We start from the raw sequence: 20,070 nt of genomic DNA on the forward strand, positions 1-20,070 counted from the left end.
ACATCTTACCTCCAACAAGCACATTATTTTAACAGTGCCAATCGATATTTTCCAATTTGGTCAAACCCAAGCGCTTGGTATGCGCATATAGCGAAATTATCATTGGTGAATAAAATGGCTCTTTTGACTTGTCGTTTGGCAGCTTGTTTGAGGCAAAGGTACACAGCGATTCTGGCAAAACCTTTATTTCTTAATGAAGGAGGAGTATAAACGGGGCCTATCTGTACAATATCAGGTAGATTGGCATTAAATCCACATAAGGAAACAGGGGTGTTATTTACAAATAAAACCCATCGATTTTGGCTAAGCTGCGTATCTTGAATTTCATCAATAATGGATTGTTCCAGTGTGGGATTATCAGCATTGTCCCCGAGTGCTTCAATATGATAAGCGATAAGCCATTCTTTGATGATATCCGTGTCGCAATCTTGCACTGGTTTGAGGGTGCAGCTATATGAATGAATTGCTTGAGGTATCGTCATTTTGTCGAGATTAAGTAAGAATAATTTTTCCTGATAATTAATGGCAAATAGGGACGCTTCCAGGTTTAGCTTATCGATGACAAAGCCTGCCTGGGTGTCTTCTCCCAGTATTCCAGCTATTGGCCTTGTTCTTTTAAGCTCAAATTCTTCTACTAACGCTGATAATACAGAAAAATTTTCAGTTTGCATCATCACATTACCATTCCAATAATGAGCTAAAACACCATTAATTTTATTCTTTTCAAAAGAGCCGTAATATTCTCCGTGAAATGGTGCATCTTGGTAGGTAATTCCAGAGTGGTATAAATTGTTCCTAATGAACATGGTCGTTTCTTGGTAATGATTGAGATAGGATGACAATTCATTGATATGCAATTCGTCTAGCCTTTTTATCACAATCATTTTTTCCTCAATATGATGAATATTTTTAATACACTTTTAAGACATATGCTAAGATAGCCCAATATTGGTTATTATTAAATACAAAATCTCAGAATATGATTACCTTACTTCCTCATAATCCTGCGTGGAAAGCTACGTTTGGAATTGAAAAGCAACAGTTATTGCAATTGGATATTAAGAATATAATCCAAGTTGAGCATATTGGTAGTACAGCTATTCCTGGCATTTGTGCAAAACCGGTGATTGATATTTTAATTGGTGTTAAGTGTTTGTGGGAATTTACTTCTGAGGATATCCAAAAAATTGAATCATTGGGTTATCGATATAACCAGGTTTTCGAATCAGTTTTTCCACATCGACGTTATTTCCAAAAAGACAATGAACATGGTGAGCGAACACATCAGATTCATTTGGTTAATTATCCATCTTCTTGGTATGCGAAGCATCTATTATTTCGCAATTATTTGTGTGCTTATCCCAATATTGCTAACGAGTATGAAGCACTTAAACTTAATTTGATTAAAATTCATGACAATACGATTGATTATGCCAGTGCCAAGAATGAATTTTGTCAGGATATTGGTGAGAAAGCCTTTTTGCATTTTGGCATTAATAAACCATTCATTGAAACTGCACGTCTTATTGCTTTTATTCCTCAGTTAGCGTGTCATGACGACTATACAATAATGCTTGCAAACCCTGAGTTTATTCAATGTTATGGTGTTTCATACGATGAGCACCAGGCTTTATGTCGTTTAGAGTCGGATATGAATCATTACAATCAACATGGTTTTGCTCCCTGGATGTGGTATGCCAAGGAAACTCATAGCTTTGTTGGGCGAGGGGGATTAAAGACCTTTATATTCGATGGAAAAGAAGAAGTTGAGTTAACTTATCAAATAGTCCAAACCCACTGGGGAAAAGGTTTAGCATTAGAAATGGGACGTGCATCACTGGATTATGCTGAAAAGCATTTGAATTTGGCTAGCACTATTTGTTTTACTGCTTACAATAATTATCCATCATTGCGCGTTATGGAAAAATTAGGTTTTAAATTTGAGTTTGATTTTGAACATGCAGGGATTACGCACAAGTTTCATAGAAAATCTACAATAAAGAAACTATAGAGGGCTTAATGGATAAAATAAAAATTGACACAAATTTAGTCCAAAAGCTCATTGCCGAGCAATTTCCACAATGGAAATCACTACCAATACATCCAGTTGCGCAAAGTGGTTGGGATAATCGAACGTTTCACCTAGGTGAAGAAATGGTGATTCGTTTGCCTAGCGATAGGGAGTATGAGCCACAAATAAATAAAGAATATCAATGGTTGCCATGGCTCTCTAAACAACTCTCATTTCAAATCACGCAACCGATCGCACTTGGAAAACCCTCATCCGCTTATCCATGGCATTGGAGTATCAATCGTTGGATTGAAGGGGAGTCTGCTTCAAGAGAGAATATTCATGATATAAAATGTTTTGCAGAAGAATTAGGGAAAAGTTTAAAAGAATTTCAATCTGTAGATGCTACAGATGGGCCTTTGGCTGGAACACATAATTTTTATCGGGGCGGTTCATTAAAGGCCTATGATCATGAAATGCAACTTGCGATTCCTAAAATTAAAAACATTCAGGAGCAAAGTCTTGCTGCATCATTATGGCAACAGGTACTCTCTTCTGAATGGCGATTAAAACCTGTATGGGTTCATGGAGACATAGCTATTGGAAATATTTTAGTTCGTGATGGAAGGCTGTGTGCTATTATCGATTTCGGCCAACTTGCTGTGGGTGATCCTGCCTGTGATTTGGTAATAGCGTGGAATTTTTTTTCTAGCGAAGAACGAGAAATATTTAAAAATGCAGTTCAATTGGATAATGATACCTGGATGCGAGCTTTAGGCTGGGCATTTTGGAAAACTTTATGTTGGCCAATTAAAGGTACTGATGTAAAAGAGGTTTTGCATGAAATTTATACGGATTACGATGCGATTAAATAACACTTCAGAAGTATTCAATGTTTAAAATTTGAGTATACAGAACGACAAACCAATGTTTTATCCCAGCTATATGAGTTTAATCAATTATGAACATGAGTAATGAGAACCGATTTTATTTTAAACCAGTGAATACAACACAAGAAGGTCTTGTTCTTGACTGGATTAGCCAGCCACATATTAATGAATGGCTTCATGGTGATGGTTTAAGTAATACAATAAAAGACATTCATGAGTTTTTGAATGATGGAGAATCTTGGGCTACTCATTGGATAGCATATGATCAGGAAATCCCCTTCGCTTATTTAATTACTTCTGAAATAGAGAAATCAGAAGAATATCCTGATGGTGCGGTTACATTAGATTTATTTATTTGTAGGTTGGATTATATTGGGAAGGGATTATCAGTACAGATGATACATGAATTTATCTTAAGTCAATTTTCTGATTCTAAAATCGTACTTATCGATCCTGAAATTTCTAATGAGCGTCCGATCCATGTTTATAAGAAGGCTGGATTTAATATTATTGGAGAATTTATAGCTTCATGGCATCCCGTACCGCATTATAAAATGCAATTGTGTATTGATGACTTAAAAAAGCAAAGATTGTCAGCCTAAGTAGATCTTATGTGCTGCAACACATAAAACCTATTGTGGTTAGTAGGTGATTATGTGCAGTAGCCGAATAAATCTCCAATTTAACAGCATGTTAGTTCAAAATTACTGCACATAATATCCCATACTATTTCTGTAAAGCGGCCGTCATGGCCGCTGAAAACTAACGGAGATAGTCATGAGAGAAGTCAAATCCACATCGAAGAAACCATTATTGGATGAACTTGTTTTTGGCGCTCTAAGCCAATTACAAATACTGGATTATAATGAGCGATCCATACGTCGGTATCAAGCCACATGGAGCCGACTAATCAAATTTGCCAAACAGCATCATTTTGAGGATAAGTTAACCCAGAAATTAATCATAGAATTTCTCGACCATTACGGTATTAAGTCAACAGAATATACCAGCACGAAGTCCGGTTGGCGCAAGCATGCTGAATATAGTTTGAAGATTCTTTGGCAATTTGCGAGATATGGCTATTTTGAACGAATTCATACGTTGATACAAAAACTCAAAATACCACAAGACATGAAGAAGGTACTGAGTGAGTATGCAAAATACTGTGAAGAAAAACGTCATATTGGCAAGTACTGTATTAGTGAGCGAATAAGGCAAATTGGGCTTTTATTAAATTTTGTTGTGGAACAGGGTGTTCAAGCGTTTGAACAAATTAAGCCGCAACAATTATCTCTCTTTATCTGTTCACTATGGCGATTTAGCAATAAAACTGTTTCGAGGGTTGTGTCCGATATGAGGCAATTCCTCAAGTATTTATTTTTGCGTGATTTAATTGCTCATGATATGAGTCAAGCACTGCCTACAGTTCATGTGCCAAGCCATGCAAAAATTCCTTCCGTCTGGGATAAAGAGCTAGTGGTTAAGTTGCTAGCAGCAGTTGATCGGAGCTCTCCTAAAGGCAAGCGGGATTATGCGATTCTCTTGCTTGCTTGTCGATTAGGATTACGAACAGGGGATATACGTGATTTAACTTTAGACCAAATTGATTGGGAAGCTGAAACATTAACGCTGACGCAATCAAAAACACAACAGCCATTAATCTTGCCTCTGACGGCAGAAGTTGGAAATGCATTAATTGATTATCTCCGATTTGGCCGGCCAAAAACTCATTATCGACAAGTATTCCTACGATTGTACCCGGTGCAGGTTCCTTTTAGTAAGGGCTCTCATTTATACCAAACGGTTGACTACTGGCGAAAAGTAGCAGGTATTCAGTTTAGAAGGAAACAACACCAGGGGTTGCATTCATTGCGCCATAGTTTAGCCACTTACCTTTTAGAAGAAGGCACTCCATTTCCGGTTATTTCAAATATCTTAGGCCATTCGTCAACAGCGAGCACGATGATTTATGCCAAATCCAGCATCGAAATGCTACGCGAAGTTGCGTTATCTTTAGAGGGGATAAATCATGCCAAACATTATTGATAATATTGAATATTGTAGTTCTATTGCTTCATTAATTAAACAATTTATCCAAGAAAAGCGTGCTTGTGGTTATCAATACGATGAGGCGCCTAAAATCTTAAAGTGTTTTGACCAATTTCTCTGTGACCAAACCCAGAGAGAAATTGCTTTGCCTGAGCATTTAGTGCGGCAATGGCTAGAGAAACTACCAAAAGAACAAGCCTCAACACATCAGCGTCGCGTTGGCTTAATTCGCCAATTAGCCAGGATGATGGTAAGGCTTGGTTATACTGCTTATATTGTACCTATTAAATTCGGTACGCCTAAAAACAATACGTTCTTACCCCATGTGTTTACACGAGAAGAGATTGGTAAGTTAATTCATGCAGCTGACCTAATTAAACCCAGCACAAAAACGCCATGGCGGCACCTTGTTATACCAGAGCTACTGCGTTTGCTGTCAATCGCCACTCTAATGGAGCTACTGATCGCCACTTAATGGAGCCAGTATAAAATGCCTAAAATACTCAAAAATGAGGTTACCATAAATGGTTATTTATCTCCAAAATTAACATGCTATTTTTTGTCATTTTTAGCTTCTTTAACTGTTCGATAACTGTATCCCTCCAGAGCAATTTTATATGCACCGTGTCCTAGTCTATCTATAGTGGCAGCCCCCAGTAGTTTGTTTGGGAATGCATCGCCCCATTCTGGAAAGTCCAGGTTACTAGTTATCATAGTAGATGCCTTTTCATACCGTTCGGCTATCAGGTCATGCAGATCTTCATCTTGTGGGGTACGAAAGGGTTTGAGGCCAAAATCATCAATAACAAGCAATGGAACTTTGACGAGTTGCTGGAATTTCTTATCATATTCTCCAATGGCTCTAGCCGCTTGCAAGTGCTTAAACAACTGCGTTTGGGTAAAGAACAACACATCGATTTCCGCTCTCACCGCACAATGGGCAATAGCCTGAGCCAGATGGCTTTTTCCAGTGCCACAAGGGCCAACGATAAGCACGGGAACTTTTTCACTGATAAAACGGCAAGTGGCTATGTCCTTGATTTTTTGCTGATTTATTTTGGGGTTAAAGCCAAAGTCAAATTGCTCAAGTGTCTTGCTGCCATTGATTTTGGATTTCTTAAAACGGACAGCAAACTTTTTCATTTCGCGTCTGTGGATTTCGTCCTGTAAAAGGATTGCCAGAAACTCGGTAAAGCTCATCTTGTTCTCGATGGCTTCTTTATTTCGTTGAGCCAGGCTTTCAATCATGCCTGATAACCGAAGGTTTTTTAACAAAGGCTCGATATCCGGCATTGGATGATTACTCATATTTTATCTCCTGATAGGTTATTGAATTAACTGACGGGTATTTCGACCATATCGCCCTGAGCCGGTATAGACACTGGCCAGCTGGTCGAATGCTTGCTCACGCGGTAATTGTTCATACTCAATACCGGCTTTAAGAATATTTTTAATAGAGCGGTAGTTCAGTGTTTCGAACTCAATGGCTCGATAGCAGGCTGCTTCCAGACGGGTGCTTCCATATTGGCGTTTTAATCCCAATATGCCCTGGGCGGCGCGTAAATGGTCACAGACCTTGTCCTTGAGAAGCTGCTCAATGACCAATAAACAGCTGGTACCAACTTTCTCTGCCAATGATAAACACCATTGTGCATCTTGCATTTTGTAGGCTATGGCATTGGATGGCAGATGCCCATCAATAGTGTGGCGGCTACCAGCCTTGGTGAGTCGTGGATGGATGGCAACCATTTCATGCTCGTGATACAAACGAACCGTGCTTTCACTAGCCCTTAACCAGAGCGATTGTCTAACGTGTTTATAGGACACAGAATATCGGCACTGTTCATATTGCACATGACAATCTCCGTGTACTTTTACCTTTTTCCAGACTGATAGTTCTGATGGTTGAGCAGGTAAGGCTTTTAGCGCGTGTTTTTCAATTTCGATAAACCGGTTTAGGGGCTTCTCACGGGTACTGCCATGCTTTCGATTCCCTGCTGTTTCAAGTACCCATGCAGTGAGTTGTTTGTTGGCATCTGATAAATCCCTGAAGTCACGCAGTGGCATAAAATTCTTTTTCACATACTTTACTCCGGATTCAACACGTCCTTTTTTCTTTGGCTCTCGGGGTGGACAGGGCGAAATGACAAAACCATAGTCTTCAGCACAACTGGCATAGGAGCGTTGTACTTCAGGATTATGATAACAAGCTTTTGTAATCGCACATTTGGGGTTATCAATGATTATCCTTTTGGGAACGCCGCCAAAGAACTCGAATGCACGGCGGTGGCAGCCTACCCAGGTTTCAACTGTTTGATTGGTGACCAGTTCAGCATATTGGTGTCTGCTCCAGGACAAGACCATTACAAAAAACCAAGTCTTTGTTTCTTTGCCTGTCATCACATCGACAATAACTGGACCTTGCCCAAAATCAACCTGCGCGCTTTCGCCAGGACTAAAATCCAAAACCGTTGTCACATCGGTTGAGGTTGTATCCTTGATATGCCTAACCAGCCGCTGTACGCAGTTATAGGCACCTTTAAAACCATGCTTGCGTTGCAACGCCTGATGAATGGTGCTGGCCTGAATACCTTGCACAGCCCATTCACGGATTTCATCTTCGTAAAGTCGTACGGGCGATTTTGCCTCTATCTGTTTGACCGTCCCACCGAAAAGCTCAATCAGCTCCTCATCAGAGGGCAACTGTACTTCAGGATCCAACCAGCTTCTTAACCCCGCGACCTTCCTGATTTGCTCAGCTTTGTGACGGCCAACAAGGCCAGTTCTTGCAATCGAACGACATGACTCGCCCAAACGAAGACTTAAGATTACTTGACGATATTCATACATCTGAATACTCCTATTGCTCATCTTCTGTACTCCTGTTGCCATTGGTTCAGCATTCAGAATACAGAGTCATTATTTCAATATGAGTATTTTTGGTGGCTCTATTAAGTGGTGATGAGGTGGCTCTATTAACCGCCACTCAACTGGCTCCATTAAGTGGTGATCTCACTGGCTCCATTAGCCGCCATTCAACTGGCTCTATTAAGTGGCGACGAAGTGGCTCCATAGTGGTGGCGATTAACATTTGCTATACAGTTGCGGATTTCGCCTGGGGGAAGTATTGAATTTGCGCTTAGGTGATGTAGATTTAGCACAAGGCGTTATTACAGTTCATAAAGCAAAGCATGATAAGGATCGGCTAGTTCCACTCGCTCTTGATATGGTTGAGCGATTGCGAGTGTATTCTGAACAAGTGGCCAAAATCATTTTAGAAAAACGAACAGATGGGGCTTTCTTCTTTCCTTCATCAGAACAAACAGCTTGGTGCCTTTCAGGAATTTATTATCTATTCCGGCAGCTTTTGCATCAGTGCGGTATTCCTCATGGAGGTCGTGGTAAAGGTCCAAGAATCCATGATCTACGTCACACCTTTGCTGTACACAGGCTCATTCAATGGTATGAAGAAGGCGCTGACTTAAACGCTAAATTGCCTTTATTAGTTGCTTATCTTGGTCATCAAGATTTTACAGGCACACAAAAATATCTGCATTTAACGGCAGAATTATTTCCTAATTTAACTGACCGTATGAACAAACAATTTGGCGGTGTGATACCGCAATGGAGGTAATTATGAAACCCACGGATCTGTCTATTCACTTAACTCATTTTTTAACAAATTATATCATTGGCAAACGCAATTTAAGTCCTAATACAATTAAAGCTTATCGGGATGTTTTTGTTTTACTCTTGCAGTTCTGTCGAGATATTAAAAGTATTCCCTTAGAAAAACTTCAACTTGAGCATATTGATGTTGCTTTAGTTGAATCCTTTCTAGACCACCTTGAACAGCAACGCCAGTGTAAAATTTACACACTAAATCATCGTTTGGCGACAATACATGCGTTTTTCCGGTATCTTCAAGCAGAGTCACCTGAGCATTTATTTCAAGCTCAAAAAATTTTATCGATACCATTACGCCGATTTGTACATAAAACAGTAGGCTATCTATCTAAAGATCATCTGACATCCTTGCTGGCTCAACCTAACTTGAGCACACAAGATGGCCGCCGTGATGCTGTATTATTGAGCGTACTTTATGATACGGGTGCTCGTGTACAAGAATTAATTGATATGTCAGTCGGTGATTTGCGATTAACGAATCCTGCTCAGATTCGCCTTTTCGGGAAAGGACGAAAGGTACGTATTGTCCCCTTGATGCAAAATACTGTGGAACTTTTGCAAGACTATTTACAGGAAAATAAGCTAAGTACCCCTGATAAATTTACACATCCCTTGTTTGCAAGTCGACATGGGAATAGATTATCGCGTTCAGGGGTGCGCTATATCTTTCAAAAATATGTGCAGCAAGTGCAACAACAACATCCCGAGTTTAATCAGGCAATAAGTCCACATAACCTGCGGCATACTAAAGGCATGCATTTGCTACAAGGTGGTGTATCGTTAGATATTATTCGTGATTTCTTAGGGCACGTTGATATTAAAACTACGGAAATTTATGCCAAAGCTAATCTTGAAATGAAAAGAGCAGCCATTGAGAAAACTAGTCCAGCGCCTACACCAAAACTGCCATCATGGAAGGAAAACAAAACATTGCTTCAGTGGTTGCAATCACTATAAAACGAAGAAAAATAGGCATTTGCAGGAAAAATATTATGTGCAGTAAATCTTGACTTATTCCCTTGAATAAGGCTTTTACGTATCTATTGCACATAATATATTTTGACTCAAATAAGGGATTTATTGGCCTTCATATTGATTGCTAAACATGAGTAAGATATGTTGTTAAGCACTTAATAAAAATGCTTTGAAAGGATCGAGTTATGAAATCCAGAACATTATTTTTACTTTTTTGTTTACCGACTTATACTTTTGCATCATGCAATCATGATGTGGTAGATAAAGACCCAAGATTAGCTTGTGTAACGGTTATTAACAAATATGACAGAGCTCTAGGTGTCACTGGTTATCCAGGATTTAATTTAAAATCAGGTTTAACAGAAGAGACTATGCTTTTACCTGGTATGGGTGGCTTAGTTCAAATAGCTCCAAATCCATATTCACCCTATGAAGAAGAAAAATGTCATTCAGCACCCTAATGGGACCACCTAGTCATCACATAAAGGGACCGGGCTGTCAGCAGCTAAAGGGACCACCCCACCTATCAAACTTTGGTTAAAAATGAACATAATTTTTCTCTGTTTATTCATAAATGGGGAAATGGATGTCAAACCGGAGATTTGAGATGCACGAATATATCATTATTATTAGCCAATTGCGTCAAGGCGCTACGCTCAGAGGGCTGTCCCGTGACAAACTTGCCGATAGAAAAACGCTTAGGAGGGTGCGTGACATTGCGATAGAGCAAGGCTGGTTAGAAAAGGATAAGTCAATCCCCACAGAACAGGAACTGGCGTTATTTTTTGAAAAGAGCAGTGCCAATAGCTTTTTGAGCATACAGCCATACCGGGTGAAGATTGAAGAATGGACCAGACAGGGCGTTCAGGCCAGCACTATCTATGCTCATTTACAACGAGAACATGGTTTTAAAAGTAGTTATAGCGTTGTTCAACGCTATATCAAGTCTTACAAGGAAAAACAACGAGCGGTCACCACGATATTAGAGTTTAAACCGGGCGAATCAGCACAGGTTGACTTTGGGCAAGGACCTAAAATTACTGATGGCAAAGGAGAGGAACAGAAGACCTGGATCTTTGTGATGGTGCTCTCCTGGAGCCGTCATATGTATGCAGAAATGGTCTTACATCAGGATGTTGAGACATGGCTTGCCTGCCATCGGCGTGCCTTTGAATGGTTTAATGGTGTTCCAGAAAAAATAATTATAGATAACGCGAAGTGTGCGATTACGAAAGCTTGTTACCACAACCCTTGCGTTCAAAAGGCATATGGGGAGTGCGCATCAGGCTATGGTTTTATTATTTCCCCATGTCCTCCGTATGATCCCCAGAAAAAAGGCCGAGTTGAATCCGGGGTTAAGTACGTTAAAAACCGCTTTGTTCCACTGCGCCAGTTTAGAAGCTTAAACGATGCGAACGAGCAGTTAAAGATCTGGTTAATACAAGAGGCTGGCGCGCGCAACCACGGCACTACTCATGAAAAGCCTTTGGTTCTATTTGAAATTGAACAACCTCTTCTTAAAAAACTGCCTAACCATCCGCCCGAGTTTGCGGCGTGGGAAAAGGTCAAGCTTCATGGTGATTGCCATGTGCAATACAAGAAATGCCGATATTCAGGTCCATATCGCCTCGCACGGCAAGAGCTTTGGCTTAGAGCAACGGATACAACTATCCGACTGTATTTCAATCATCAACTGGTAGCACTCCATCCGAAACTCGAAATACCAGGCACCAAACATACAATACCAGAACACCTTCCACCGAATGCTTTGGCTTACTCGATGCGAGATGCCCAGTGGTGCCTAAAGCAAGCACATGAAGTTGGAAGCCAATGCGTGATTGCTATTGAGGGACTATTAAATGATTCAGTCGTAGATTATCTTCGGGCTGCACAAAGCATTCTCGGTCTTAGGAAAAAATATGGCGATGACCGTCTGGAGGCTGCTTGCCATAGAGCGCTTGTTTTTCAAAGCGTGCATTATAAAACAATCAAGACGATGCTAGAGGTTGGGGCTGAAAAGCAAGCCTTACCGCATGAGGAAGAACCGACAACATTGGCCAAACCCTATTCGGTAGGGGGAAAGTTCTGCCGGAATACGTCCCACTTATTACACTAATACAAACAACAGGAGACAAATGATGATAAACCCGATGCCCGAGCTATCTTCGCAGTTAAAACAACTACGGTTATCGCATGTTGCTGAGAACATCCCGCTGCGTAACCGTGAGTCTATAGAAAAGAAGCTAAGCTACCCTGAGTTTCTGGGATTACTGCTTCAAGATGAGTTATTAGGAAGGGAAAACAAAAAATTAAGAACACGAATGAAGCGTGCACGTATCCGTGGTGACAAGACGATAGAATCATTCGATTTTGACTTTAACCTTAAAATCAATCGCGCTCAAATACAGGAGTTAATCTCGTGTTCATTTATTGCAGAAAAAGTTCCCATTCTCATCGTAGGACCTTGTGGAACAGGGAAATCTCATATTGCTCAAGCCATAGCTCATTGTGCGATACAAAGAGGAATCGATACACTCTGGCTTTCGCAAAATCAACTCTTTAATGAGTTGCAAGCAGCTAGAGCATCAGGTCGATTTGATAAAAAGTTCTCAGAACTGGTGAAAATGCCACTACTAATCATCGATGATTTTGGACTAAGACCATTACGCAACCCCCAGGATGAGGATTTTCACGACCTAATCTCGGAAAGATATGAGCGTGCATCAACGATCATTACATCCAATCTGGACTTTAGCGAATGGGGTTCTGCTTTCCCTAATCGATTACTTGCTGCAGCCACTATCGATAGATTAAGACATAATTCATATCGGGTTACATTAGATGGTCCCAGTTACAGAGGAGAGCGAGAAACAAAAAAGCGAAAATAACATGTATAATTAACTAAAAGTGGACAAGTTTGATAGGTACCGTTTTGACATTTTAGGCGGTCCCATTAGCTGCTGATCGACGGTCCCTTTAGCATGCTGAATGACAAAAACAACTTAGTTGTCAGTTCAATGTAAAAACGGCTAAAGAAAAACAAATTATCATTACTTATTACAAAAATTCTTATGAAGTAGCTCCTATTGAATTAAAAAATAATTGCACATTTAAGGTGGTATGGGAATAGTGATCATTGCTGCTTAATAGAAAATGCATGGGATATTATGTGCAGTAACTTCGGATTAACCTCATGTAAAATCATATTTTTATCTGGTTACTGCACATAATCACCTACTAACCACAATAGATTTTTGTAATACTCAATCTCGAATGCCCAAGGGACTGGCTAATAATTTCCCTTGCGGTTCTATCCCAATATTTTTCAAGGGGATTCAGTTCTTTGTATATTCTGCCTCCTTGAATTGGACATATAAGTCCATTGCCAGTTTTGTCATAGGATTTTGTAATTTCGTGATATCTTCTCTGGGCATAAGCATGACGAAGCCCATGGCATTTACTTAAACCCATTTTTTCTATGACTTCATGGTACTGAGCTAGATGATTTTTATAGGTTTTTTCTTTAGGGATAAGCGATTGTCCAGCAGGAACTTGCTTTATAGCATCAAGTAGCCATTGCCGTTGTTGCTCATTCGTTAGTTTAATATCGCGCCCGATCCCACCTTTTGTCCAGCTGGGCTTTATAACCAATTTATTTCCTTGCCAGGCATCACTAAGTACAATCTTCATTGATTCTTCACGGCGGAGACCAAAAAGGAATTGAGCTTCCAAGGATAAACGGATCATTGGGTCTGAGCATTTGGAAAAATCGATGTTGTTGATTGCTTTATTATATTGAGGAACGTAATTACGTTTATTGATTTGATAGCTGTCGTTGCCTTGTTTAACCAGTTCTGGCTTGTTTAGCACCGAAGCTACTTTTCGCAGTTTAGCCATATAATTTTTTATTGTTGCAGGATTTTTATTCTGGGCTTTCCAGTGATCAACCAGGATGTGAATGTGCTTTGGCTTTAATCCTTTAATGTGCGTGACCATGTAACCTAATTCGTGTAAATCTTTAACGCATCGATTCAACATGTGTTTCATATCTGCTCGGCTGGCGTGGGAGTAGTTTTGGATTTTCTTAATACATTCATTGATTGAATACTGGGCATTTTTAAGTTTGGACTTACTCATTAAGATACCTCCATAATGAATCACGGGATTTGATGCCCATTTCGCTGCGAATAACCCAAAAGGCTTCGTATTTCCCCAACAGTGGTAAAAGATACTGAGCCATCTGTTTTGCGTAGAGATAACGGTAGGCCTTGTTAATTGGTAGGGCATGTTTTTTTAAAGTCTTTCGCCAGGCAATTTTGGTGTCTTCATAATCATTAAATTCAGCAATGGATTTACCGTCAGTCAGCTCTTTGATTTCATCGAGGATTGCTTTTTGCATTTCAAATCTGATAGGAATTGTTCTATCTAAGGAATTAAATGCAATATTCCTGGTTATCCAGATGCTGTCATCTTGGATGTTAATTTCAGGTTTGATATAAATGGCCTCTTTGAAGGTCAGACCAAATTCTGTTTGTAATGCCATGATGAGACGTTGTATTGGATTGTCCCATGAGTGCCAGTGGTCGTGCTGGATTTTGAGTTTTCTTTTACGTTTCTTGGTAACTTTGCTGAGTTGCAGGGATTTATTGTCTATATTGGGAATGGGGCAATCTATGCTGGTTAGATAATGCCTGACTATAGTCATGTGATTCATTATAGTGCTGGTACGTATTTTACTCTTTTTCCAATGAGCTACCAGTTGGTGAATATGATGCGATTGGATGCCCTTCCAGGAAGATGGCACATCACCAATGCTATAGAGATCATCGATCATTTTACGAATAACATATGCCCGTTGTTTTTTGATTTTGTAACTGCCTTGATTGCCGAGCTTTAAATATTGATTGGCAGTTTGTCTTAAGCTGTATTTTCTCATCATCCCATCCGATAAAAATTTATTTGCCCTGTCTTTGGTTTAGTGTTGAACGAGCGGCTCACTCAAAGATGAAACCTGGCCAAAGCCATAAAGCTCGAAGTAGGGGGCAAATCAATCGTTATAAGGCAAACGATCTCGCCGATTTACAACAGTTTTTGGGTGCTTATTTCCTCCTTGTTTTGATGATTAATAAAAACGACAAGACAATGGCTCTTGTCATACAAGTCCATGGTCAAATTAAAATAAATTGACTTAAACTCCCGAGGGAGTTGCCCTGTCGGATGACAGAGATTCCTAGATGGTTTTCCCGACTGAACGTCCAGCCACGGGGTTAGGGGAAAGAAGTGGCTTAGCATTAGACGTCGGTTGACGTTTCGCCGGAGTTTCACCAGCTCATCAGTCATGCTTGATTCCAAATTAGCAAAGCGGTGCTTGCTTCGCAAGGGATTTTGGAAAGAATTTTGTCCAATCCCGATTGGCGGGATCGGACAAAATGCTGAAATGTGTTGATTTTACGCGGTAAAATCAATGTGATTTTTCTGCGTCACTGCTGGAAAATTTGCAGTGACGCAGAAGACATGAGAGACAGATTAGCTATTTGTTACCTGCTGTAAGAAGCTTCTTAAACAACCCGCTATCGAACCAGGATGTTCGTCTTGGACGGTTTTTGATTGGTTTGCCGTTGCCTCATACATGAGCTTGTACCCTAAGGCAGCGAAAACACCTAAAAGTTGATTGGCGATGCCAAAAGCTGTTATCAGATCGCGTTCTTCATGGTTGCCTAACCAGGGCGAAACACAGATTTTTTGTAGTGCTTGATATTGCATGTCATCCCGCTTCATTTTGTGGAAATAAGTCAGATTCCATAAGCAAGTATTAAGCGAGAAAAAGGGATGGCCAATCACAGTTTCTCCCCAGTCAATAATGCTTATCTCTCCTGACTCTTTGGAAAGCAGCATATTGTTATCGTGGAAATCACAATGGTTGATGGTTTCAGGGATTTTGTACTTTGACAGCAGTTCACATTGTTCTATACAAAAATCATAAGCACGATTAAGGGTTGCGATTTCTTCTGGCATTAGGCCATCAGCAATCAAGCGATTTGTTTCTTGTATAAGCTCACGGTATAACAAAGGAAATTTCTCAAGCCGCCAATCGGGGAGGCCAAAGGTGATTAGCTTAGGTGTATCATTCTCTAAATTTCTTTGAATAGATGTATAATGACTGATTCCTTGTCCCAATAAATCCGTATCAACGCCGCTTTTTGAAAACAGTGAACGTAAAGTGAGATCGCCACATGCGGTTGTCAAAAAGCAACGATAGCGGTCATTTTTTGCAATGACGGTTGGGATATGTCGACATCCGCGAGCTTGAAGCAGGGATATTGTGTCTGGCTCAAGAAATAGTGCGGGTGGCGTTTGCTTCAAGTAGAAGATGCCTTGAGATGTGTTTATTTTACTCACTATAGAATGAGCTGGTTCAACTATTTTTTGAATAGCAATCAATCTGTAATGATGGGATTCCAGATAATCTACTGCCCATTGAATAGCTGCGTTACTGTTCTTCAAGTGTTTATACCATTTCAACAGTCAAGTCGTTAGTATATTGTGGCTCATCCATTGCTGCAATCCTTCATTAAAAAATGAATATTCATTGTTTAGTTGAAAATAATGTTTCTAACAATGATTTTAGAAACGCTTCTTCTGATTGAATATATTTTATACAAGGTATCATTTTTTCTATGATAATTTCGCGTCCTTTTAATATTTCAGCTTCATCAGAAGAAACCTCGCCAAGCATGCGATGTATGTTAAATTCAGTCCATGCCAATACACAATGTCCTAGCCATCCTGTAAATGCTTGATGGAAAGATGTTATCCATGTTTTAGAAATATGTTGATGGTATGTGGTGAGCAATTTCTTCAAAAAGGGGGTATTTACTTTCTGATATAAAATAATGCCACTCCATTCCAGCCCATATCCTATTATTTCTAACATGGGATTCATTAAGCCAGCACTTTCCCAGTCTATGATATGTGGTTTACTATTACTATCCCATAGCACATTCTGAATGTGCATGTCTCTATGTGTAATAACTGACTCTTGTTTGAGGATCGGGATGGCCTGAAAATAGGTTTGATTCCAATCTAAAATGACTGGCAATAACGCCATCAAATCAGAATGTTTGGAGCGTTCAATCAGTTTTACCCAGTGTGCATCGTCAAAGTAATCGTACTGGGCTTCATCTGTTTCTGCATGGTGGATATTTGCTGAATGAATTAACGAATATAATTCGCCAATAGAGCGCGCATGCTCAAGCGTTAACTTGGACTCATCCAGTAAATGACCGTCGATATATGGATAAATTATATAATGATCTGTATCGACGTTAATAACATACTCATTATTAAAAGATAAAGCCTTAACCGCAGGTATGGCATTTTTAGCCATTTCATTAGCAATCTGCTCGGAGTGCTCATAGGCGTTTTTAAAATGACTTTTAGCAGTAATATGCGGATTTAATCGTTTAATCGCAAAGGCGCCGTTGCTTGTTTCTATTTTAATCATGGTATGCAGCGCACCGCCTTTGAGTAATTCAGGCTGTACTTTTATCTCACCAAGTTTCAGCTTATCTATTAATGGTTGTATATTCATTTATTCTTCAATCAAATTGAGGCAATTGGTTATCAAATGGGTGACATCATTAATAGAAAAATTGGGGCAATATCGAGGATACTTTCTATTCAAACCACCGGAATGTTTTTCTAATAGTTGCAGGTCATATTGGAACATATCCACTATATCAAATTTGTCCTTATCCCATCTATCATCTGAATGAACGCCAATACCGCCGTCAAAAAGTAACCCGTTTGGTAATCTAATTAATACATGCCAACATTCATCAGAGTTTTTTACCATAATAAAGGCAATATTTACTTTTTCAGTAAATTTTTGATTCCAAATCGTATAAAAGGCATTAGCAAAAGGGCCACATGGACCGGAGTTTATTGCCGGTTCTCCAAAATTTTCACCAGCAATTTTGACAAAGCCATATAGGTTATTTATTTTATCTGATAGTTCATTTAGCAGAATCAAAGTGTTATGTTCATCCATACTTAAAACTTCTTAACTATGCGTGAGACAATAGTGGAAACATCAACTGATTTTCATCGAATAAAGCGGTCTTGTCTGCCTCAAGAAAAAGCATTTCATCCTTTTCTTTTTCATCGATAGGAATTATCTCATAGGATGAACAATCCTTGGGAACAAAACCAAGTCGCACAGTATCTATGGATTCATCACTCAAAGCATGGATAACATCGTTTAAATTTTGCTCTTTTTTGCTAAACACGTCTAATAATTGGAGTTGCCGTCCATTTATTTCGGCAATGGCGATGGTATCCAATTCAGGGAGATAGAAGACATTATTTTTATATACCGTGATGCCGTAAAACATGACCAAATCGGCATTTTCTTGCATGGAAATCTTGCCTAGTGGACAGGTGTTTTGAGCATAATCATGAAGTTTTTCCCTGTTTTCTTTATTATCCATATCTAATTTAACAAAGTTAGTATGAGTTGTAGATATTATTGTGCGTTGGTACTGATACTCTTTAACTGACTTAAATCCGAGTTTAGGATAGAAGCCCCATACGGTTGAATTAGCAAAAAGATAAATCAGGTGGCTCTTTGCTTTCCAATCTTCAAATACCTTTTTCATTAGCTTTCGGCTTAAGCCTTGATTTCTGTACGCTTCATCTGTCATTACAGTGCCAATCTGGATGGTTTTTTGTTGATGGCCAAAGATGCTAAAATCCATGATATTCACTGAAACATTCGCAACGGCTTGTTCCTCGTCAAATAAAGTGTAGGGAATGTATTTATCTCGCCAATAGCCGGATTGGTACCATTCTTCAAACGATAAATCAAAGGTTTTAACTGCAAGGTGATTAAACGCGGCGCGCTTTTGCTCATCTTGTTGATAACCCTTAAAAAAAGTAAGTTCCTTCATTCGCTCACCTTGTAGGCTATTTTGTTTGGATTTATGGATAATTTGATTGTGTTAATTTCCTGTAGCATCCAATCTGCACAAGGTTTTAACGATGCTTTGATATCTTCCCAATATTCATTTTCATCGCCGATGCAGATGGATTTAGCTCTATTCATCACGGCTTGGTAAGTTTTTGGCAACCGTTCTATTACCCAATCTGCTGCATCGGGTTTGGAGCAAATCGTATTGGTTTCTAAAGTACACCAAATTCGTGCCAGGGTGAGTAGCACATTTCGAGTATCATCCATGATATCGGCTGCAAGTCTATCGAGATCTTGAAGCATCGCTTTAATAAAATCAGCGTAGGGAACTGGCGCTAAAATTTTTTCTGGCTGCTCCCCAAATAAGGTCTGGCTCTTCAATAAAACCTGAGTGATAATCAAAGCAAGATCGGGCATTACATAATTCTGTGGTTCAATATCACCGATCTCAAAAGAAGCTCTTAACCATTCTCCATATTGAAAATCAAAACGAGGGGGATAATGCCAGGGGTTAACTGCTCTTTTTTCAACAACCGTCATTTCTATAGGCCGTTTTGCGCTTTTCATGTAAAGGCCTGATATGTGAAGCAGGTGTTTCGTTAATTCATTTTTTTCACTCAAGGTTGTGGCATGATTGGTTACAACGAATAAGTCAATATCACTGTATTTTTGTAAACCACCGACAAGGGCTGAACCATAGAGATAAACGCCCAAAAGGTTGTCACCTAAAATTTTGTTGACTAAATCAAGGCATTCATTGATTTGTTGCGCATCAGCATTGTTTTCTATTTGTTCATTAGGATAATTCATGGCAATAATCCAATTAAACGCATAGGTGTCTCGGTTGCTTGTTTGATTTTCAGTGGGAAGGCCATGACAAAACTACCTGTAGGGGGTAATTGTTCACTATTTGCAATGTTTTCCACGATGTATCGTCCTGAGCTTAACAATATACGATGTACAGGATAACCATCATCTGGTCTGTCCGGCGATAAGGTATCTATGCCTAAACCCACAATACCCCGTGACACCAGCAGAGTAGCTGTTTCTGCCGAGACAGAGGGAAAATGATAGTTGTTACGATATTGGATAGATGTATCCCAAAAGCGTGACCAGCCTGTTTTGATGATGACAAACGAATTAGGTTGAATAAGGCCATGCTTTTTTTCAAAATCAGCGATATCTTGAGGTACCACACTGTAAAGATCATGTGCCTTTTGAGATACATCAATCACCACACAAGGAGCGGCTAATTTATCCAGTGGAATTTGGTCTATAGATAGCCCATCAGGACAGCAGTGAGAGGGGGCATCCATATGCGTTCCCATTCCTGCTGGCATTGTGAGATGTTGCACGCGAAATGAGGTTTCGCTAGTACAGTCAGCATAATCCAATACTATTGATGAAGAAAAGCCACAGTTTTCCTCCCAAGAAGGGCTGGTTTCATCTAAAATATGGGTTAATTCGATGAGCTGATAGGGAAATTTCAT

General features: G+C 39.6%; 21 protein-coding genes. 10 read left to right on the plus strand and 11 right to left on the minus strand.

The annotated features are described in order from the left end of the window. Positions 1–23: 23 nt before the first annotated feature. Positions 24–884 (minus strand): GNAT family N-acetyltransferase, encoded by an 861-nt coding sequence (locus GH742_RS06190; protein WP_203456571.1) that lies wholly within the window; start codon positions 882–884, stop codon positions 24–26. Between the two features lie 95 nt (positions 885–979). Here GH742_RS06190 and GH742_RS06195 point away from each other — a divergent pair, with 95 nt between their 5' ends. From GH742_RS06195 to GH742_RS06215, 5 genes are all read left to right on the plus strand, one after another. After that, positions 980–2,011 (plus strand): bifunctional GrpB family protein/GNAT family N-acetyltransferase, encoded by a 1,032-nt coding sequence (locus tag GH742_RS06195; RefSeq protein WP_203456572.1) that lies wholly within the window; start codon positions 980–982, stop codon positions 2,009–2,011. Positions 2,012–2,019: 8 nt separating this feature from the next. Next, a complete protein-coding gene (locus GH742_RS06200; protein ID WP_203456573.1) occupies positions 2,020–2,886 on the plus strand; it encodes an aminoglycoside phosphotransferase family protein in 867 nt (288 codons plus the stop codon). 86 nt (positions 2,887–2,972) lie between these two features. Then, complete coding sequence (locus GH742_RS06205; RefSeq protein WP_203456574.1) at positions 2,973–3,503, plus strand: GNAT family N-acetyltransferase; 531 nt, start codon at positions 2,973–2,975, stop codon at positions 3,501–3,503. 175 nt (positions 3,504–3,678) lie between these two features. After that, complete coding sequence (locus tag GH742_RS06210) at positions 3,679–4,947, plus strand: site-specific integrase (RefSeq protein WP_203456575.1); 1,269 nt, start codon at positions 3,679–3,681, stop codon at positions 4,945–4,947. Then, positions 4,931–5,425 carry a hypothetical protein gene (locus GH742_RS06215; protein WP_203456576.1) on the plus strand — a complete coding sequence of 165 codons (495 nt, stop codon included), beginning with the start codon at positions 4,931–4,933 and terminating at the stop codon, positions 5,423–5,425. Before GH742_RS06210 ends, GH742_RS06215 begins: the two co-directional genes overlap by 17 nt. 77 nt (positions 5,426–5,502) lie before the next feature. Here GH742_RS06215 and istB (GH742_RS06220) read toward each other — a convergent pair whose 3' ends face one another. After that, a complete protein-coding gene (istB, locus tag GH742_RS06220; protein ID WP_203456577.1) occupies positions 5,503–6,258 on the minus strand; it encodes an IS21-like element helper ATPase IstB in 756 nt (251 codons plus the stop codon). An 18-nt stretch (positions 6,259–6,276) separates the two neighbouring features. Further along, positions 6,277–7,800, minus strand: a complete 1,524-nt coding sequence (gene istA, locus GH742_RS06225) for an IS21 family transposase (protein ID WP_203456578.1) — start codon at positions 7,798–7,800, stop codon at positions 6,277–6,279. Between the two features lie 277 nt (positions 7,801–8,077). Here istA (GH742_RS06225) and GH742_RS06230 point away from each other — a divergent pair, with 277 nt between their 5' ends. From GH742_RS06230 to istB (GH742_RS06250), 5 genes are all read left to right on the plus strand, one after another. After that, entirely contained in the window at positions 8,078–8,584 is a 507-nt protein-coding gene (locus GH742_RS06230) for a tyrosine-type recombinase/integrase (RefSeq protein ID WP_239005299.1), read from the plus strand. A gap of 2 nt (positions 8,585–8,586) precedes the next feature. After that, a complete protein-coding gene (locus GH742_RS06235) occupies positions 8,587–9,594 on the plus strand; it encodes a site-specific integrase (RefSeq protein WP_203456580.1) in 1,008 nt (335 codons plus the stop codon). Positions 9,595–9,797: 203 nt separating this feature from the next. Continuing rightward, entirely contained in the window at positions 9,798–10,073 is a 276-nt protein-coding gene (locus GH742_RS06240; protein ID WP_203456581.1) for a hypothetical protein, read from the plus strand. A 146-nt stretch (positions 10,074–10,219) separates the two neighbouring features. Further along, positions 10,220–11,728, plus strand: coding sequence for an IS21 family transposase (istA, locus tag GH742_RS06245; RefSeq protein ID WP_151298575.1), 1,509 nt, complete (start codon positions 10,220–10,222; stop codon positions 11,726–11,728). Between the two features lie 19 nt (positions 11,729–11,747). Next, a complete protein-coding gene (gene istB, locus GH742_RS06250) occupies positions 11,748–12,500 on the plus strand; it encodes an IS21-like element helper ATPase IstB (RefSeq protein ID WP_272927805.1) in 753 nt (250 codons plus the stop codon). Positions 12,501–12,849: 349 nt separating this feature from the next. Here the strand turns inward: istB (GH742_RS06250) and GH742_RS06255 are convergent, their stop codons facing one another. The 8 genes from GH742_RS06255 to GH742_RS06290 all read right to left on the minus strand — a co-directional run bounded on the left by GH742_RS06255 (position 12,850) and on the right by GH742_RS06290 (position 20,070). Next, positions 12,850–13,749, minus strand: coding sequence for a phage integrase N-terminal domain-containing protein (locus GH742_RS06255; RefSeq protein WP_203456582.1), 900 nt, complete (start codon positions 13,747–13,749; stop codon positions 12,850–12,852). Beyond that, positions 13,742–14,548 (minus strand): phage integrase N-terminal domain-containing protein, encoded by an 807-nt coding sequence (locus tag GH742_RS06260; RefSeq protein ID WP_203456872.1) that lies wholly within the window; start codon positions 14,546–14,548, stop codon positions 13,742–13,744. Before GH742_RS06260 ends, GH742_RS06255 begins: the two co-directional genes overlap by 8 nt. 590 nt (positions 14,549–15,138) lie before the next feature. Next, positions 15,139–16,116, minus strand: coding sequence for an aminoglycoside phosphotransferase family protein (locus tag GH742_RS06265; protein WP_203456583.1), 978 nt, complete (start codon positions 16,114–16,116; stop codon positions 15,139–15,141). A gap of 82 nt (positions 16,117–16,198) precedes the next feature. Further along, a complete protein-coding gene (locus GH742_RS06270) occupies positions 16,199–17,203 on the minus strand; it encodes a phosphotransferase (RefSeq protein ID WP_203456584.1) in 1,005 nt (334 codons plus the stop codon). After that, complete coding sequence (locus GH742_RS06275) at positions 17,204–17,662, minus strand: hypothetical protein (protein WP_203456585.1); 459 nt, start codon at positions 17,660–17,662, stop codon at positions 17,204–17,206. Between the two features lie 16 nt (positions 17,663–17,678). Continuing rightward, the gene (locus GH742_RS06280; protein WP_203456586.1) at positions 17,679–18,560 is read right to left on the minus strand and encodes a GNAT family N-acetyltransferase; all 882 of its coding nucleotides are present in this window, start codon (positions 18,558–18,560) and stop codon (positions 17,679–17,681) included. Next, positions 18,557–19,390, minus strand: coding sequence for an aminoglycoside adenylyltransferase family protein (locus tag GH742_RS06285; RefSeq protein WP_203456587.1), 834 nt, complete (start codon positions 19,388–19,390; stop codon positions 18,557–18,559). The genes GH742_RS06280 and GH742_RS06285 overlap by 4 nt, the downstream gene beginning before the upstream one ends. Further along, positions 19,387–20,070 carry a cyclase family protein gene (locus GH742_RS06290; RefSeq protein ID WP_061514269.1) on the minus strand — a complete coding sequence of 228 codons (684 nt, stop codon included), beginning with the start codon at positions 20,068–20,070 and terminating at the stop codon, positions 19,387–19,389. The genes GH742_RS06285 and GH742_RS06290 overlap by 4 nt, the downstream gene beginning before the upstream one ends.

The organism is Legionella sp. MW5194, assembly GCF_016864235.1.
Classification (GTDB): Bacteria; Pseudomonadota; Gammaproteobacteria; order Legionellales; family Legionellaceae; genus Legionella_C.

What these genes read in the sequence shown, in the direction of transcription:
- GH742_RS06210 (WP_203456575.1), top strand. Translation starts at nt 3,679, where the DNA reads ATGAGAGAAGTCAAATCCACATCGAAGAAACCATTATTGGATGAACTT.
- GH742_RS06260 (WP_203456872.1), bottom strand. Translation starts at nt 14,548, where the DNA reads ATGAGAAAATACAGCTTAAGACAAACTGCCAATCAATATTTAAAGCTC.
- GH742_RS06290 (WP_061514269.1), bottom strand. Translation starts at nt 20,070, where the DNA reads ATGAAATTTCCCTATCAGCTCATCGAATTAACCCATATTTTAGATGAA.
- GH742_RS06235 (WP_203456580.1), top strand. Translation starts at nt 8,587, where the DNA reads ATGAAACCCACGGATCTGTCTATTCACTTAACTCATTTTTTAACAAAT.
- istA (WP_203456578.1), bottom strand. Translation starts at nt 7,800, where the DNA reads ATGTATGAATATCGTCAAGTAATCTTAAGTCTTCGTTTGGGCGAGTCA.
- GH742_RS06205 (WP_203456574.1), top strand. Translation starts at nt 2,973, where the DNA reads ATGAACATGAGTAATGAGAACCGATTTTATTTTAAACCAGTGAATACA.
- GH742_RS06240 (WP_203456581.1), top strand. Translation starts at nt 9,798, where the DNA reads ATGAAATCCAGAACATTATTTTTACTTTTTTGTTTACCGACTTATACT.
- GH742_RS06190 (WP_203456571.1), bottom strand. Translation starts at nt 884, where the DNA reads ATGATTGTGATAAAAAGGCTAGACGAATTGCATATCAATGAATTGTCA.
- istB (WP_203456577.1), bottom strand. Translation starts at nt 6,258, where the DNA reads ATGAGTAATCATCCAATGCCGGATATCGAGCCTTTGTTAAAAAACCTT.
- GH742_RS06285 (WP_203456587.1), bottom strand. Translation starts at nt 19,390, where the DNA reads ATGAATTATCCTAATGAACAAATAGAAAACAATGCTGATGCGCAACAA.
- GH742_RS06200 (WP_203456573.1), top strand. Translation starts at nt 2,020, where the DNA reads ATGGATAAAATAAAAATTGACACAAATTTAGTCCAAAAGCTCATTGCC.
- istB (WP_272927805.1), top strand. Translation starts at nt 11,748, where the DNA reads ATGATGATAAACCCGATGCCCGAGCTATCTTCGCAGTTAAAACAACTA.
- GH742_RS06195 (WP_203456572.1), top strand. Translation starts at nt 980, where the DNA reads ATGATTACCTTACTTCCTCATAATCCTGCGTGGAAAGCTACGTTTGGA.
- GH742_RS06280 (WP_203456586.1), bottom strand. Translation starts at nt 18,560, where the DNA reads ATGAAGGAACTTACTTTTTTTAAGGGTTATCAACAAGATGAGCAAAAG.
- GH742_RS06215 (WP_203456576.1), top strand. Translation starts at nt 4,931, where the DNA reads ATGCCAAACATTATTGATAATATTGAATATTGTAGTTCTATTGCTTCA.
- GH742_RS06270 (WP_203456584.1), bottom strand. Translation starts at nt 17,203, where the DNA reads ATGAATATACAACCATTAATAGATAAGCTGAAACTTGGTGAGATAAAA.
- GH742_RS06275 (WP_203456585.1), bottom strand. Translation starts at nt 17,662, where the DNA reads ATGGATGAACATAACACTTTGATTCTGCTAAATGAACTATCAGATAAA.
- istA (WP_151298575.1), top strand. Translation starts at nt 10,220, where the DNA reads ATGCACGAATATATCATTATTATTAGCCAATTGCGTCAAGGCGCTACG.
- GH742_RS06255 (WP_203456582.1), bottom strand. Translation starts at nt 13,749, where the DNA reads ATGAGTAAGTCCAAACTTAAAAATGCCCAGTATTCAATCAATGAATGT.